The sequence below is a fragment of the Profundibacter sp. genome (assembly GCF_965277155.1).
Lineage (GTDB): Bacteria > Pseudomonadota > Alphaproteobacteria > Rhodobacterales > Rhodobacteraceae > Profundibacter.
Genome location: NZ_CBDIBV010000014.1, coordinates 258,405 through 273,021 on the forward strand (window position 1 = coordinate 258,405; position 14,617 = coordinate 273,021).

At 56.6% G+C, this 14,617-nt stretch carries 13 protein-coding genes; 4 read left to right on the forward strand and 9 right to left on the reverse strand.

All coding sequences use genetic code 11. The features are described 5' to 3' along the window. Positions 1-10: 10 nt before the first annotated feature. Positions 11-436, reverse strand: a complete 426-nt coding sequence (locus tag ACQY4M_RS22180) for a lysozyme inhibitor LprI family protein (RefSeq protein WP_428548931.1) — start codon at positions 434-436, stop codon at positions 11-13. 77 nt (positions 437-513) lie between these two features. Then, a complete protein-coding gene (locus tag ACQY4M_RS22185; protein ID WP_428548934.1) occupies positions 514-1,677 on the reverse strand; it encodes an isovaleryl-CoA dehydrogenase in 1,164 nt (387 codons plus the stop codon). Positions 1,678-1,862: 185 nt separating this feature from the next. Between ACQY4M_RS22185 and ACQY4M_RS22190 the strand changes: the two genes are divergently transcribed. Together ACQY4M_RS22190 and ACQY4M_RS22195 are read left to right on the forward strand one after the other, a co-directional pair. Continuing rightward, positions 1,863-2,906 (forward strand): IS5 family transposase, encoded by a 1,044-nt coding sequence (locus ACQY4M_RS22190; RefSeq protein WP_428539221.1) that lies wholly within the window; start codon positions 1,863-1,865, stop codon positions 2,904-2,906. Positions 2,907-3,641: 735 nt separating this feature from the next. Beyond that, a complete protein-coding gene (locus ACQY4M_RS22195; RefSeq protein ID WP_428539582.1) occupies positions 3,642-4,868 on the forward strand; it encodes an IS256 family transposase in 1,227 nt (408 codons plus the stop codon). A 108-nt stretch (positions 4,869-4,976) separates the two neighbouring features. Here ACQY4M_RS22195 and ACQY4M_RS22200 read toward each other — a convergent pair whose 3' ends face one another. From ACQY4M_RS22200 to ACQY4M_RS22225, 6 genes are all read right to left on the reverse strand, one after another. After that, the gene (locus ACQY4M_RS22200) at positions 4,977-5,633 is read right to left on the reverse strand and encodes an IS1595 family transposase (protein WP_428549060.1); all 657 of its coding nucleotides are present in this window, start codon (positions 5,631-5,633) and stop codon (positions 4,977-4,979) included. A gap of 336 nt (positions 5,634-5,969) precedes the next feature. Next, positions 5,970-7,979 carry a putative 2-aminoethylphosphonate ABC transporter permease subunit gene (locus ACQY4M_RS22205; RefSeq protein ID WP_428548937.1) on the reverse strand — a complete coding sequence of 670 codons (2,010 nt, stop codon included), beginning with the start codon at positions 7,977-7,979 and terminating at the stop codon, positions 5,970-5,972. Positions 7,980-7,983: 4 nt separating this feature from the next. Beyond that, positions 7,984-9,081, reverse strand: coding sequence for a putative 2-aminoethylphosphonate ABC transporter ATP-binding protein (locus tag ACQY4M_RS22210; protein ID WP_428548940.1), 1,098 nt, complete (start codon positions 9,079-9,081; stop codon positions 7,984-7,986). An 81-nt stretch (positions 9,082-9,162) separates the two neighbouring features. Next, positions 9,163-10,182: a putative 2-aminoethylphosphonate ABC transporter substrate-binding protein gene (locus ACQY4M_RS22215; protein ID WP_428548943.1), complete on the reverse strand. Its 1,020-nt coding sequence runs from the start codon at positions 10,180-10,182 to the stop codon at positions 9,163-9,165. 263 nt (positions 10,183-10,445) lie between these two features. After that, positions 10,446-11,294, reverse strand: a complete 849-nt coding sequence (gene phnX, locus ACQY4M_RS22220) for a phosphonoacetaldehyde hydrolase (protein ID WP_428548946.1) — start codon at positions 11,292-11,294, stop codon at positions 10,446-10,448. A gap of 36 nt (positions 11,295-11,330) precedes the next feature. Next, positions 11,331-12,518, reverse strand: a complete 1,188-nt coding sequence (locus ACQY4M_RS22225; RefSeq protein WP_428548949.1) for a 2-aminoethylphosphonate--pyruvate transaminase — start codon at positions 12,516-12,518, stop codon at positions 11,331-11,333. 108 nt (positions 12,519-12,626) lie between these two features. On the opposite strand from ACQY4M_RS22225, the gene ACQY4M_RS22230 reads away from it, so the two are divergent. Continuing rightward, entirely contained in the window at positions 12,627-13,478 is an 852-nt protein-coding gene (locus ACQY4M_RS22230) for a LysR substrate-binding domain-containing protein (RefSeq protein ID WP_428548952.1), read from the forward strand. Here the strand turns inward: ACQY4M_RS22230 and ACQY4M_RS22235 are convergent. Beyond that, a complete protein-coding gene (locus ACQY4M_RS22235) occupies positions 13,420-14,208 on the reverse strand; it encodes a DUF5765 domain-containing protein (protein WP_428548955.1) in 789 nt (262 codons plus the stop codon). The two genes, ACQY4M_RS22230 and ACQY4M_RS22235, sit on opposite strands and share 59 nt — an antisense overlap. 188 nt (positions 14,209-14,396) lie before the next feature. Between ACQY4M_RS22235 and infA the strand changes: the two genes are divergently transcribed. Then, positions 14,397-14,615 carry a translation initiation factor IF-1 gene (gene infA / locus ACQY4M_RS22240; RefSeq protein WP_007205486.1) on the forward strand — a complete coding sequence of 73 codons (219 nt, stop codon included), beginning with the start codon at positions 14,397-14,399 and terminating at the stop codon, positions 14,613-14,615. The last annotated feature ends 2 nt before the right edge of the window (positions 14,616-14,617 follow it).

The window sequence follows — 14,617 nt, forward strand, 5'->3', positions numbered from 1 at the left end:
CCGTTCCGCTTCATCCCTCGACCTCGCGCATTTGTTTTAACTCGATCGTGCGCTCGGCTGTCATCCGCATGAAACACCCCGTTCCATACAATTGCCGGATGCTCCCTGACCCGCCAAGCGCATATTCCAGATCACAACTGGTGTCGCGAAATACCAGCCATGCCCGCTGCGCCTTTTTCAACGCATCGGCACGGTTGGCAAATTCGGGGAATATCTCGGCCTCGTCCTTGTCCAGCGCTTTCATATAGGCCATCGTCTGGCGGTATTCGTCATTCAGAAACCCGTCCCAGACCTCGGTTTCCGAAGAGGCGCAACTCGCCATGCCATAGGTGGTTTCGCCCTGCTCCTCACGCGCCATGCAGTTGCCCGACATCACACCGATACAGTCCTTCAACGCCGCCGCATCCGCAGCCTGCGCATAACATTGGGTCAGCAAGGAGCCATAGCGTTTGACTATGCCTTCCTCCGCCCAAAGAGGGGTTGCAAGAATACTCATCACTAATACAGTTCGTTTCACCCCATCGCCCCCATCAATTCGCGCCCGATCAGCATCCGCCTGATCTCGCTGGTGCCCGCCCCGATCTCCATCAGTTTGGCATCCCGCATCAATCGTGAAACCGTGCTTTCGTTCATATACCCCGTGCCGCCCATCGCCTGCACCGCCTGATGCGCCTGCACCATGGCTTGCTCGGACGCATAGAGCACACAGGCCGCCGCATCTTGCCGTGTAACCTCGCCGCGATCACAGGCTTTGGCGACTTCGTAGGTATAGGCGCGGGCGGAATTCATTGCGGTATACATGTCGGCCACCTTGGCCTGCATCAGCTGGAAATTTCCGATCGGCTGGCCGAACTGCTTGCGCTCGGCGATATAGGGCATCACCTCGTCCATGCAGGCCGCCATGATGCCGGTGCCGATGCCGCTCAATACAACGCGCTCATAATCAAGGCCCGACATCAGCACGGCCACCCCGCGCCCTTCCTCGCCCAGCACGTTTTCAAACGGCACTTCGACATTATCGAAAATCAGCTCGGCGGTGTTGGACCCCCGCATCCCCATCTTGTCAAAATGCGGGCTGGTGGAAAAACCTTTCACATCGGTTTCCACGATAAACGCCGTGATCCCGCGCGCACCGGCGTCGGGATCGGTTTTGGCGTAAACCACGATGGTATCGGCATCCGGCCCGTTGGTGATCCAGTATTTGGTGCCCGACAGGGTGTAATAGCCGTTCTTCTTCTCGGCCTTCAGCTTCATCGAAACCACGTCCGAACCCGCGCCAGCCTCGGACATCGCCAGCGCGCCGATGTGTTCGCCGGAAATCAGCTTGGGCAGATATTTCATCTTCTGCTCTTCAGTGCCGTTGCGTTTGATCTGGTTCACGCACAGATTGGAGTGCGCACCATATGACAGCGCAATCGAGGCCGACGCCCGCGCGATTTCCTCGACCGCCACCACATGCGCAAGGTAAGACATATCCGCCCCGCCGTAAGCCTCGGGCGTGGTGACCCCAAGCAAGCCCATTTCGCCAAACTCGCGCCACAGATCGTTGGGGAATTCGTTCTTTTCATCCACCTCGGCGGCGATGGGTTTGATCCGGTCCTGCGCCCAGCGATGCACCATATCGCGGATGGCGTTGACATCTTCACCCAAATCGAAATTCATCACAGCATTGAACATGGCGGCCTCGCTTGCATTATTGAACGGTTGTTCAATTAATAGCGACAAGCAGGATTCGGGTCAATGGGGCGTTGCGGTGATGTGGCTGTGCGTTGTCACACATTATTAAGACCTCTGCATAACATCGGGATTCCCCCGGGTTGGCCGTTTTGGTAAGCTAGCCGGGAAATCTCTGGGGTGAATAGATGGACCTTTTCCTGCACGAAGCGGCGGCACGGATCGGCGCGGATGACGTTCTGTCGAAGATCGACGCGCTGATGGATTGGAACTCGTTTTTGCCGATCCTGCGGCGCGGTCTGGGGCGCTCGGGGATCGGGCCTCAGGGCTATGATCCGCTGGTTCTGTTCAAGTGTCTTCTGGTTGGCCAGTGGCACGGGCTGAGCGACCCGAAGCTGGAGCGGGCCTTGAAGGTGCGGCTGGATTTCATGCTGTTCTGCGGGCTCGATCTGCACGCGTCGGTGCCGGATGAGACGACCCACTGCCGGTTCCGCAATGCGCTGGTCCGGGGTGGCGTTTACGATGAGCTGCTGGCCGAGGTCTGCCGCCAGATCGAGGCGCATGGGCTGAAGCTGAAAGAGGCTGAGGCGGCGATCATTGATGCGACCCTGATCGCGGCGGCGGCGCGCCCGCGCACCCATATCGACGCCCCGCAGGACCGGGCAGAGGACGGGGCAAGGGAAGGGACGCCGGATGATCCGCCCGAGGTCTCACCCGACGGGGCACAGCTGCATTTCAGCGCCGACCCTGATGCCCGCTGGGTCAAGAAGGGCCGCAAGAGCACGCTCGGCTACAAGGGCTTTGCCCGCTGCGACGAAGAGGGCTTTATCGACAAGGTGCACACCACGCCCGCCAATGCCGCCGAAAGCCCCGAATTCGCCACCATGATCGCGGGCGCAAAGGCGCAGCGGGTGCTGGCCGACAAGGCCTATGCGAGCAAGGCCAACCGCCAGATGCTGCGCGGCAAATACCGCGACGGCATCCTGCGCAAGGCAGCGCGCGGCCGCCCCCTGCGGCAATCGGAGAAACGCTTCAACCGGCTGATTTCGAAACGCCGCTTCCGCATCGAGCAGACTTTCGGCACGATGAAACGCCTCTTCGGCCTGCAGCGGGCGAGATATTTCGGGCGCGCCAGGGTGCATGCCCAGATGGTCATGGCCGCCATCGCGCAAAACCTGCTCAAGGCCGCAAACAGGATCACCCTCAACCCGCAAACCCCCGCAATCGCATAGCCCCAAACCCCGCCACCCGTCTGTCCGCCGGACCCGCAGGGGCGCAAGGTGGGCGGCCGAAATCTTGCTTCAACCGAAAGCCATGGCCTCATGCAGAGGTCTTTTATTACAGTAACTGGGTTTATCAGGGATGTTCTGGGTTTAAGTGGGTTGAGGCCTTATAAATAAGGGCAATTAGGCGTAGGTGGCAGAAGGACCGGTGGTTTTGCGGCGACATTGCAGTAAGCAGGGAAATGGGCCTTTATGGCAGTGTGGCGGCGCGTATGGGCGTTTAACAGTGGAATTGGCGCCAGCCTTGAAAGCCCTTTAAAACAAGGCTTGAAGGGGTGTTTTAAAGGGTATTTGAGCAGTGTCGGCGCAAATGGAACATGCAAATCGGCTTGCATGTTCGGTTTCCAGTTGCATGTTCGGCGCAAAGATTTGTTATTTATGAATATTCCATTCCATCAGCAGGTTCACTGCTGATCTCGAACATGCAAGCGATTTTGCCTCAAAACCAGCCGGACCCGCTGAATGTATTCTCTCAGGATTGCCATGAAAATGCAGTATGTCGATATGCCCAATCTCAGATTGTGATTTAAGCCAAGCCGTGTAGACTGTTGCTAAACTAGGAGCACAATCATGGCGCAGAAATCGGGTAGTGTCGCGAGTTTGGTGGAAATTCGAGGACGGCGTAATCTCCGGGTGCATCGAAGCCACCCAACCGGCGGCTGGAACCGCCAAGGAGATCACGCCATGACAAAGAATACAGCAACATCGACATCCGCGCTACTGGCCAATGAAGCAGGCTATGACCCGATTGAAGACCGGCTGCGCCAGAACATCCGCGCGACGATCGAGGCGGTTTTCGAAGAGGAGCTGGAGCAGTTTCTGGGCCGTTGCCGGTATGGCCGCAGCGGCGGGGCAAAGGCCGGATACCGCCACGGGCATCGCGAGCGGCAACTGGTCGGAACATTTGGAACCGAAACGGTGCGCGTGCCGCGTGCGCGGATCACAGGCGAGGCCGGCAAGGCCAGAGAATGGCGCTCGAAGGCATTGCCCCGCTACCAGCGGCTGACGAAGAAGGCCGAGGCGCTGATCGCTGCTGTCTACCTTTCGGGCACCAACACACGGCGGGTAAAACGCGCCCTGTTCGGCCTGTTTCAGGGGGCGGTCAGCAAGGATGTGGTGAGCCGCGCCTGGCGCAAGGTGAAGGTGGACTGGCAGGCGTGGTGCGCCCGCAGCCTTGCGGATGAAGACATCGTGCGGCTGATCCTGGACGGCACCGTGATCAAAACGCGGATTGACAGGAAGGCCACCAATATCTCGGTTCTGGCCGCGATTGGCGTGCGCCGGGATGGGCAGAAGGTCTTGTTATCACTGATGAACATGGGCGGCGAAAGCACCTCCGCTTGGCGTCAGTTCATCAACGATCTGGATGCGCGCGGGTTGAAACGGCCCGAATTTGTCATCGTGGACGGGGCACCGGGACTTGAGGTCGCTCTCATTGCCCTCTGGGGTGAAGATCTGCCGATCCAGAGGTGCACGGTGCACAAGCACCGCAACCTTCTGGCCAAGGCACCCAAGCGTATGCATGATGAGTTGACAGAAGATTACCGCGACATGATCTACGCCAAAACACCCGAGGAAATCGCCACCCGCCGCAAGGCATTTCTGCGAAAATGGCGGCTGAAATGCAAGGCCGTCGCTGACAGCTTGGAAGAAGCAGGAGATAAGCTTTTCACCTTCACGCGTCTGCCACAAGGCCAGTGGAAATCGGCCAGAACGACAAATGCGATCGAACGCCTGAACGAGGAATTCCGCCGCCGCATCAAGACCCAGACCGTGCTGCCATGCGCCGAGACCGTGCCGATGCTGCTTTGGGCTCTGATGGCCTCGGGGCAGATCGTCATGCGAAAGGTCGATGGCTGGGAAACGCTCGCTCAGCCCGTCGCCGACGCAACCCTTGACCAAGCCGCCTGACCGGCGCATAACTCAACCCGCTCGGAGGTGCCTGAAATCAATTTCCACCACTTTCGAGACACAACCTAACGTATCGCGTATTATAAAATAAGGGGCTGACCCAGATAACTACTTCAAGTAACGCTTAACCCATTGTCTTAGCTGCAATAACTGAGCTGAAGAGTCACTGTTGTTGAAACGCCACTCGCATTCCTTCAAATATAGCCCAAATTGGGCCTTGGGGACACCGTTAAATCGGCGCATGTGGCGCTTGGCTTGGTTCCAGAAATTCTCGATGCCATTGATGTGGTTGTGACGGTCTGCAAAGAGCTTGGAATGGTTGATGCGAAAGTGGTGGAAGTCTGACACATCCAGCACATTATAACCGCGCCAACAATCGGAATAGACGATGGAATCCGGCACGACTTTGCGCTCTATGATCGGGATCAGAGTGGCGGATTTGGCGTCCGGGATGATCTTGGTGTAAACCTTCCCACCCCTTTTTAATATACCAAAAACGGGAATTTTACCTGCCGCACCACGCCCGCGTTTACCTTTGCGTTTGCCGCCAAAGTAGCTTTCGTCCACTTCTATTTCTCCGCCGAACATAGCTTGGCTTTCCGCCTCCAGCTCATAGGCGATTATCTCGCGCAGGCGTAGAAAATAAAACGCTGCGGTCTTGCGGTTTACACCACACAAACTGGCTGCTGTTCGTGCTGTCGATCCCGAAACAAAATGCTCCGTAAGACGGTCTTGCTTGTAGTGGCTCAGGCGACTCTTTCTCATGCTTCCCATCATAACCTCTTTTTAGGTTATCTGGGTCAGCCCCTATTCATTTTCATTGTGACCTGCCTCTCTGATCACTACTCGGTTGCGGGTCTCTATTCGCCCAATTATCCGAGACAATGCAGTAACCTGATTTTTATCTCAAGAATCAAGTGGTTGATGGGGGTTGCTTATGTGTATAATCCGCAACACCACACCAATTCTTGGGGCAAACGATGTTAGGCCATCTATATACAGTAAGCATTTTTCATCTGTATTGGGTCATAATCCGGAAACGTGTCCATACCGCCGAGACGCAACCATAGCGAGAAATCAGTACTGCTCTGTGTCGTGACCCTATCTGTTTTTCCACGCTTGTGTGCGTTTCAACAGTCCCTTTGACAGGATCAGATGCAGGATTTTCGCCGCTGCTGTGGTGTAAAAGATCATCATCCCCATTGCCGCCGCCGGCGCAATATCGCCCGCGTCATCCATATTCAGCACCGCCACCGAGGCCAGCGTGGTTTTGGGCGAATAAAGGAACACCACCGCCGAAACCGTGGTCATGGCATTTACGAATAGATAGATCGAGATATCCAGTATGGCGGGCAGGGACACTGGCACGGTGACCCGTGTGAACAGCTTCATGGTGGGTTGCTTCAGGGATGCGGAAACGGATTCAAATTCGCGATCGATCTGTTTCAGGGCCGTCACTGCCGTCAGGTGCGACACGGTATAAAAATGGGTGACGGTGCAGACCACAAGGATGGTCATGGTCCCGTAGATCACATTCAGCGGGTTGTCCGGGTTGTTGAAGAAGAAGATATAGGCCAGCCCCAAAACCATGCCCGGAATGGCCATTGGCAGCATCGCGAACATCTGGAATATCGAACGTCCGGTTTTAAAGCCGCTGGATTTTTCCACCAGATAGGCGCCGAAAAAGATCACCGAGGTGCCGATGACGGCGGTCAACAGCCCCAGCCGGATTGAATTGAAATAGGATTTCCAGCCACCGCCATCCATTTTGTCGAACTGGTAGTTGTTCAGGCTAAGCGACAGGTCATAGGGCCAGAACTTGATCAGCGCCGCATATTGGCAGATGGCAAGGATGCCGACGATGAACAGGGCTACCAGCGCCGAATAGGCGAAAAAGAAGTTGTCGGTCTTGCTGTTGGGGGTTGGCTGGTAAGGGACGGAGCGCGCCGATAGTTGGGCCACCTGTTTGCTTTGCACATAGCGATCAATACCAAAGGCAAAAATCGCCGGGATCACCAGCACCACGGAGACCACCGCGCCCATCTCGAAATTCTGCTGGCCGATCACCTGTTTATAGATATCCACCGCCAGCACGTTGAACTGCCCGCCGATCACCTTGGGCAGGCCAAAATCGGTGATCACCAGATTGAACACCACAAAGGCGGCTGAAATCAGCCCGTAACGCGCCGCAGGGATGGTGACGGTCCAAAAAGTGCGCCACGGACTGGCGCGCAGGGATATGGCGGCCTCGTACAGGCGGCCGTCGGATATGGCCAGCGCTGTTGATATGATCAGAAAGGCATGCGGGAAGGTGAAAAAGACCGAGCCGATGACAATGCCGATCGGCCCATAGATACTGGCCCCGAATAGCAGTTCCTTCATGATCCCCTGATTGCCAAACAGATAGACCAGCGCGATGCCGGGCAACAGCGAGGGCACCAGAATGGGCGCCATAGCGATCAGCCGGAACGCCCCCTTAAAGCGCATGCAGGACCGGTTCAGCGCATAGGCAAACCAGAAGGCAAGTGAAACCGTGATCACCGTGCTGATGGTGGCGATGAACAGGGAATTCTTGATTGAATTGAACAGGGCGGGGGTTGAGAAATAGTTGATAAAGTTGCTAACACCCGTGGCCTTGACGGGGCGCAGTTGCACGCGGCGAAAATCGTTGCTTGTGAGTTCCAGCCAGTCGGTGCCGGTATGCAGGGTCGATCCTACCAAGAACCGCCCCACATCCGTTGTGTTGCGGATCTTATACATCACGGGGCTGCGGAAACTGAAATCAGGGAAGAATTTGATTAGGGCAAGCCGCCCATCCGATCCGGTGCTCAGATCCTGTTGCGAATAGACGCCGTACTTTTCATTCAGCGCGGCGGGGGTGGTGATTTCGTCCGAGAAGGTGCCGTTTTCATCCGAGACCTGCAATTCATAGGCAGCCAGATCAATCGTGTAGATCGAAAAGGATTTCGATAGCATTGCATATAGCGGCAACACCAGCGCGATCAGCAGGTAGAGCGCGATCACAATCATACCGCCGCGCATGATCAGGTCATCCTTGCTCAGCTTGCCTTTGATCTTGGGGCCGTCGGGCAGGGTGTCGGTGATGCTCATCGTGCTATGCCCCTGCCGGTGTGAAAACCATCAGGCGGCTGGCGGGCAGTTCGATCGGAATATCCCTGCCCTCGGCCAGCTCCAGCCGCCGTACGGCGTTGATCGAAAAATCGGCAATCAGTTCCTGCTTGCCTAATATTTCGTGCTGCAAACGGCAACGCCAAAAGGCGCCCAGAAATTCCATCTCACCCATCCGCACCGTCAGGGTATTTGTGGTATCTGTCAGGGTGTCCTTGTCGTGGGGGATGATATCCTCGGGCCGGATGGCCGCGATGACGGGGGTGTCTTTGGTAAACGAATGGGAGCGGCTGCTCAGGTTGCGTCCACCAATGGAAACACTTTCCTGGCTGGCCGCGGTGGCGGTGATCTGGTTCATCTCGCCAATGAAATCGGCGACAAACAGGCTGGCTGGCTCGCGGTAAATCTCGGTCGGGGTACCGACCTGTTCAATCGTGCCCTGATCCATCACCACAATGCGGTCGGCCAGCGCCAGCGCCTCTTCCTGATCATGGGTGACCATCACGGTGGTGACGCCCAGTTTGCGTTGCAGATCCTTGATTTCGTGGCGCAGGTAGACCCGCACCTTGGCGTCCAGCGCCGACAGGGGTTCGTCCAGCAGCAACAATCCGGGATTGGTGGCAATCGCCCGCGCCAGCGCGATGCGCTGTTGTTGGCCGCCGGACAGTTGGGCGGGGTATTTGCTGCCTTGTTCGGGCAGGCCAACCAGTTCCAGCAACTCGGCCACGCGGGCGTCTATTTCGGCTTTGCTACGGCCGGTGTTTTCCAGACCGAAGGCAATGTTTTTCTTGATCGTCAGGTTGGGGAACAGCGCGTAGGACTGGAACACAATGCCGAAATCCCGCATCGACGGGGGCAGGTTCGACACATCCTTGTCGTCCTGAATAACAGTGCCGCGTGTTTGCAGGTCAAGCCCTGCAATGGCGCGCAACAGGGTGGTTTTTCCGCAACCTGACGGGCCGAGGAAGCAGACAAGTTCGCCATCATTAATGTCCAGGGAAATGTCTTTCAGCGCCAGAAAATCGCCAAAGGCTTTCCACAGATTTCTAATGCTCAGATACACGTTGTCAGCCGGTTTTGTCACGGGGCGGTCCTTGGGTAATCTATTGGTATGCTTTGGAAAAGTTATGAGGGGCCGTTGTGGCCCCTCATAATATTCAAGGTTCTATTTCGGGTCGGATTTACCGTCATAGCGTTTCTGCCATTCGGCCAGAATGGTGGCGCGGTTGTTGGCGGCCCACTCGAAATCATTGTCGATCATCGCATCGACCAGACCTTCAGGGAAATATTCCACCGGCTTGGCCACACCCGGGATGGCAACCACGGCATAGCCCTGATTATACATCTGCATCGCGTCCATCGAGACGGTGAAGTCGACCAGCTTTTGTGCGGCTTCCTGATGCGCGGTGCCGGCGATGATCGAGGTTGCTTCCATCTCCCAGCCTACGCCTTCGCTTGGCACGATGATTTCCAGCGGCGCACCGGCGGCTTTGGATTTGGCACCACGGAAAGCGAAGGAAATACCGATCGGAATTTCACCGGCAGCGGCCAGTTTGCAAGGCTTGGAGCCGGAATGCGTATAGCGCGCGATATTTTCATGCAACGCGTCCATATAGGCCCAGCCGCCGTCCTCGCCAAACATTTGCAGCCAGCTGGAAACATCCAGAAAACCGGTGCCCGATGAATTGGGGTTCGGCATGATGATTTTGCCAGCATATTGCGGATCGGTCAGGTCTTTCCACGATGTTGGCGGGGTCAGACCGGCCTTTTCGGCCTCGACCGTGTTATAGCAAACGGCGGCGACCCATGCATCCATGCCAACCCATGCGGGCGGGTTGTCGCTGTCCACAAACTTGGGGTCCAGCTTGTCCACGCCAGCGGGGGCGTAGGGCTCTAACATACCTTCGGATTTCAGCAGCAGCAGCGATGTGCCGGCAAGGCCCCAGACCACATCGGCCTGCGGATTGTCCTTTTCCGCCAGCAGTTTGGCGGTGATGATGCCGGTCGAATCACGCACCCAGTTGATGGTGATATCTGGATAGGCCTTGTTGAAGGTTTCGGCGTAACGTGGCAGATCCTCGGCTTCGACCGCTGTGTAAACGGTCAGTTCTTCGGCCAGTGCGGCGGTGGCTGTGCCCAGTGCCAGAATGGCAGAGGTGGCCAGCATTTTAATAGACTTTTTCATGATTTCTCCCAGAGTTGGTTCAGGTCCAATTTTTATCATTGCGCGAAAGGAATGATAACGAAGCTTTTAAACCGTAAAAATGATACGGTTTTACGACACATCGCCTTAATAAATCCCCCCGTCATTTCCGACTATAGCTTGGATTGCCGTTGCGGCAATCCCTTTGATCGGAAATATTTACCATCCAGTCCATTTTGGATTCTTGGATGCTTTGATGGTCAGCCACAACAGACGTGCGGCTGACCGGTTGTTTGTTGTGCCGCTTAAGGCTTTTCGCCGCGTGCCAGGCGGGCGTTGATATCGTCGATTACGGCGGGCAGCTCCACCAGTGAATCGATCACATAGTGCGCGCCGGATTCCAGCAGGATTTTACGCGTGTGATCCATGCGGCGCTGGATTTCGGCCTCGGACAATGTGGCCTCTTCGTCCAGCGAATTGATGTTCATATAGTTGGAATAGCGCACCAGACCAACACCCCAGCAACCCGCGTTCAGGGCTTCGCCGATACCGGAAACCGTATCATCGCATTTCACAACCGATTTGATTTCCGAGATGTTCATCAGGTCCAGATTTTTCCACACCATATGCGGGGCAGGGCGGGCGCCGTTGATCACCTCGTCACCAGCGACGGTGGCGTCCGGGGTAAAGCCCTGTTTGATGCTGTCTTCCAGCAGGATATCGACCATCGAGCGCACGAAACCGGTTGATACGCCGATCTTGATGCCCAGCTTTTGTAAGGCGACCAGAACGTCCTTAACACCGGGCAGGATGGTGGTGTATTTGCGCAGGCATTCCAGTTGCAGTGGCACAAAATCCTTGAACATCGCATCCACATCGGACTGGTCGGGATATTTGCCTTTCACGGCCTTCCAGCGCTCGGCAATCACCGGATCCTCGGTCAGCATTTTGATGTGCAGATCCTTGCGCAGACCCATCGGGCCGCGGGCCTCTTCCATCGAAATTTCGACACCCTGGTTTTTGAACACCTCGACGAACACCACCGCAGGGGCGATGACATAGGCGTCGGCGATGGTGCCGCTCCAGTCCAGCACCAGCGCCTGAACATTGCCGCGATAAGTGCGGGAGTAAGTGTAGTTTCCAAATTCACTCATTTTTTCGTGTTTCCTTTAGATTGAGTCAGTGAAAATTTAAGCGGCCAGTCTGGCGCGCTCGATCAGGGCAGCTTTTGGCGGGGCCGCATCCGGCACGCCCATTTCGTTCAGGGTTTCTTTGGCGGCCTGCACCACATCACGCATAACACCGGCATCCATCTGACCGATGCAGCCGATGCGAAAACTGTCCACTACGGTCAGTTTGCCGGGGTAGATGATAAAGCCTTTGGTCTTCATCCCCTCGTAAAACGCGTCAAAATCAAAGGCGTCATGGGCGGGGCAGAAAAAGGTGACGATGATGGGCGACAGCCAGCGGTCCTTTAGCAGGGTCTCAAAGCCAAGGCCGCGCATCCCGTCCACCAGTACATCGCGGTTATCTGCATATCGCGCCCCGCGTCCGGCAACGCCGCCTTCGGCTTTGTGCGCTTTCAGCGCCTCAAGAAAGGCCACAACCACATGGGTGGGCGGGGTAAACCGCCACTGGCCGGTCTTGTTCATATGCGCCCATTGCGCGTGCAGATCGAGGCTCAGGGAATGGCTACGCCCCTTGGCGGCCTCCAGTTCATCCTTGCGGGCGATGACAAAGCCGAAACCGGGCACGCCCTCGATACATTTGTTGGCCGAGGACACCATCGCCTGATAACGGATTTCGCCAACCTCCAGCGGGATTGCGCCAAAGGCGCTCATGGAATCGATCAGCAGTTTGCGGCCCTCGGCGTAAACCGCCTGTGAAATTTCCGTGACGGGGTTCAGGATGCCGGAACTGGTTTCGCAATGCACCACGACCACATGGGTGATGGCGGGATCAGCGCGCAGGGCGGCTGTTACCTCGTCCCCGCGTGGCGGCATGTAATCGCCCTTGTCGAACACCACATGATCGCGGTTCAGATATTCCAGTGTCTGCGCAATCCGTTTGCCATAGGCACCATTGGACAGCACCAGAACCTTGCCATCGCGCGGGGTGAAACTGGCCAGCATTGCCTCGACCGAAAAGGTGCCGCTGCCTTGCATCGGCACGCAGTCAAATTCACCTTTGGTATCATTAACCATGTCCAGCAGCATCTTGCGCATTTGGGCTGTGACAGCGCGGAAATCGCCATCCCAACTGCCCCAGTCGCGTAGCATGGCCTGTTTCACCTCATAGGATGTGGTCAGCGGGCCGGGGGTTAGCAGATAGGGTTCGCCCAGATGCGGCGGGGTGATATTGGGGGCGGTATCGGGCATGGCGTGGCCTTTTCGTCTGTTGGATGCGGTATCAATACCCCCTTGCAAGGACGTTTATAAAATCGTTAATTTAGATCAACCTAACGATTAATCTTATGGGTGCTGAAAATGCGCTATGTCCAGCTTCGTGCCTTTCACAATGTCGCCCTGCACGGCGGCTTTTCCAATGCGGCCAAGGCGCTGCATCTGACACAGCCGGCGATTTCAGATCAGGTGCGCAAGCTGGAAGAGGAATACGACACCCTTTTGTTCAACCGTGAAAAGCGGCAGGTGACGCTGACGGAACAGGGCGGGCATCTGCTGGAAATCACCAAGCGGTTGTTTGAAAACGAAAATCAGGCGCGGGAATTGTTGCAGGAAAATCGCGCCTTCAGTTCCGGCACCCTGCGGCTGCATGTGGATTCGGCCAGCCATGTTCTGGCGGTGCTGGCACGGTTCCGGCAGAAATTCCCGCAGGTCCGGATAGAAATCCGCACCGGCAATTCCGCCGAAGTGATCGAGGCCCTGCATGATTACCGCGCCGATATCGGCGTGCTGGGAACGGTGCCGGATACGGCAGCGATTGACGTGGTTCGGCTGGGATCCAGCCCGATCATTGCCTTTACGGCGCGGGACAATCCCCTGTCTGCGCATCATTCGCTGTCCCTAAAGCAACTGTCCGCAATGCCGTTGGTGCTGCGCGAAAAGGGATCAAAAACCCGTCAGAAACTGGAACGGGCCGCCGGGGCGCAGGGCATTTCCCTGACCGCCGCAATCGAGGCCGAAGGGCGCGAGGCGGTGCAGGAAATCGTTGCGTCTGGCGTGGGCATCGGCTTTGTGTCGCAAAAGGAACTGGCCGGGGACGTGCGCCTTGCCCCGATCACAATCAGCGGCACACCGATCCTGATGGAAGAAGCCGTCGTCAATCTGGCCGAACGGCGGGGTGGGCGCCTGATCCGGGCGTTTGTCGGGATGCTTTAGGCCATAGCGGCCAATGCTGCACGCGCATGAAATCCCGCAAGGGGGTTTTCATCACCAGAAACACAATGCCGATCGACATCAGGCACCAGATGGCCGGTGCCTCGTCAATATTGTCAGTCAGTTGGCTGGCCAGTAATGGCCCTGTAAGATATTGATATACCCCGAATTTCCATGACCCGTATACCAGCGGCATGATGAAAACGGCCAGGCTGTAGGCCACCAGTGCATTGGGGAACAGGCGCAACAGCCAGTTGGCGTTTCCGGCAAAATCATTGCCCCAGCCGTTAAGAGGGAATTTCCACGCCAAATGCCAGTTGCCGGGCAGGGTGCAGAATTGCGGCCCGCACATGGCGCGGTTATCCGAGCAGGCCCCGTATATTTCCGAGGGCATCACCTGCCAGATCGTGATCCCCGCCGCCACGGCACATAGGGCATAGACAGTTTTCTGGATTCGGCGGCGCATGTCATCGGGGATGAAATGCAGCGCCAGCAGGTTAAAGAAAAACGGCTGCAATGCGATGTGAATGAAACTGGCGATGCTGAGTGCTTTGTTTTCCGGCGCGCCGCATTGGCCGATCACCGGATAGGACAGGGCCTGAATCAACTCCATCGAGGAAAAGAACCCCATCGTCACCCACAGGGCCGCCGGTTCCTTTTTCCATGCGGCATAGGCAGTCACGCCAAATCCGGCAACGGCCAGCGCCGTTGAAGCCTCTCCACTCCAGCACATTATTAAAAAGCCCCCAGTTAGCTTGTCTTTTGCGTATCCCATGCGGCAAAAGCGTTCAAGGCGGATAAATATACAGGTTTTGCTGTTGAATAGCGATGTGTCGGGTGGATTTCTCTTGAAAAGCAAACGTATTCGCCCCATCTAGGGGGCGCCCGCACAAAGGCGGGTGTATGTTTTAAGGAGAGACCATGGCTAAGGAAGAACTGCTCGAATTTCCCGGCGTCGTAAAGGAACTCCTGCCGAACGCGACATTTCGGGTCGAGCTGGAAAACGGCCATGAAATTATCGCGCACACGGCAGGTAAAATGCGCAAGAACCGTATTCGCGTTCTGGCAGGTGATAAGGTGCAGGTCGAAATGACCCCCTATGACCTGACCAAGGGCCGTATCAACTATCGCTTCAAATAGCG

Coding starts and splice junctions, on each gene's coding strand:
- ACQY4M_RS22225 (WP_428548949.1), bottom strand. CDS start 12,518: ATGCCCGATACCGCCCCCAATATCACCCCGCCGCATCTGGGCGAACCC.
- ACQY4M_RS22195 (WP_428539582.1), top strand. CDS start 3,642: ATGACAAAGAATACAGCAACATCGACATCCGCGCTACTGGCCAATGAA.
- ACQY4M_RS22200 (WP_428549060.1), bottom strand. CDS start 5,633: ATGAGAAAGAGTCGCCTGAGCCACTACAAGCAAGACCGTCTTACGGAG.
- ACQY4M_RS22205 (WP_428548937.1), bottom strand. CDS start 7,979: ATGAGCATCACCGACACCCTGCCCGACGGCCCCAAGATCAAAGGCAAG.
- ACQY4M_RS22215 (WP_428548943.1), bottom strand. CDS start 10,182: ATGAAAAAGTCTATTAAAATGCTGGCCACCTCTGCCATTCTGGCACTG.
- phnX (WP_428548946.1), bottom strand. CDS start 11,294: ATGAGTGAATTTGGAAACTACACTTACTCCCGCACTTATCGCGGCAAT.
- ACQY4M_RS22185 (WP_428548934.1), bottom strand. CDS start 1,677: ATGTTCAATGCTGTGATGAATTTCGATTTGGGTGAAGATGTCAACGCC.
- ACQY4M_RS22190 (WP_428539221.1), top strand. CDS start 1,863: ATGGACCTTTTCCTGCACGAAGCGGCGGCACGGATCGGCGCGGATGAC.
- infA (WP_007205486.1), top strand. CDS start 14,397: ATGGCTAAGGAAGAACTGCTCGAATTTCCCGGCGTCGTAAAGGAACTC.
- ACQY4M_RS22230 (WP_428548952.1), top strand. CDS start 12,627: ATGCGCTATGTCCAGCTTCGTGCCTTTCACAATGTCGCCCTGCACGGC.
- ACQY4M_RS22235 (WP_428548955.1), bottom strand. CDS start 14,208: ATGTGCTGGAGTGGAGAGGCTTCAACGGCGCTGGCCGTTGCCGGATTT.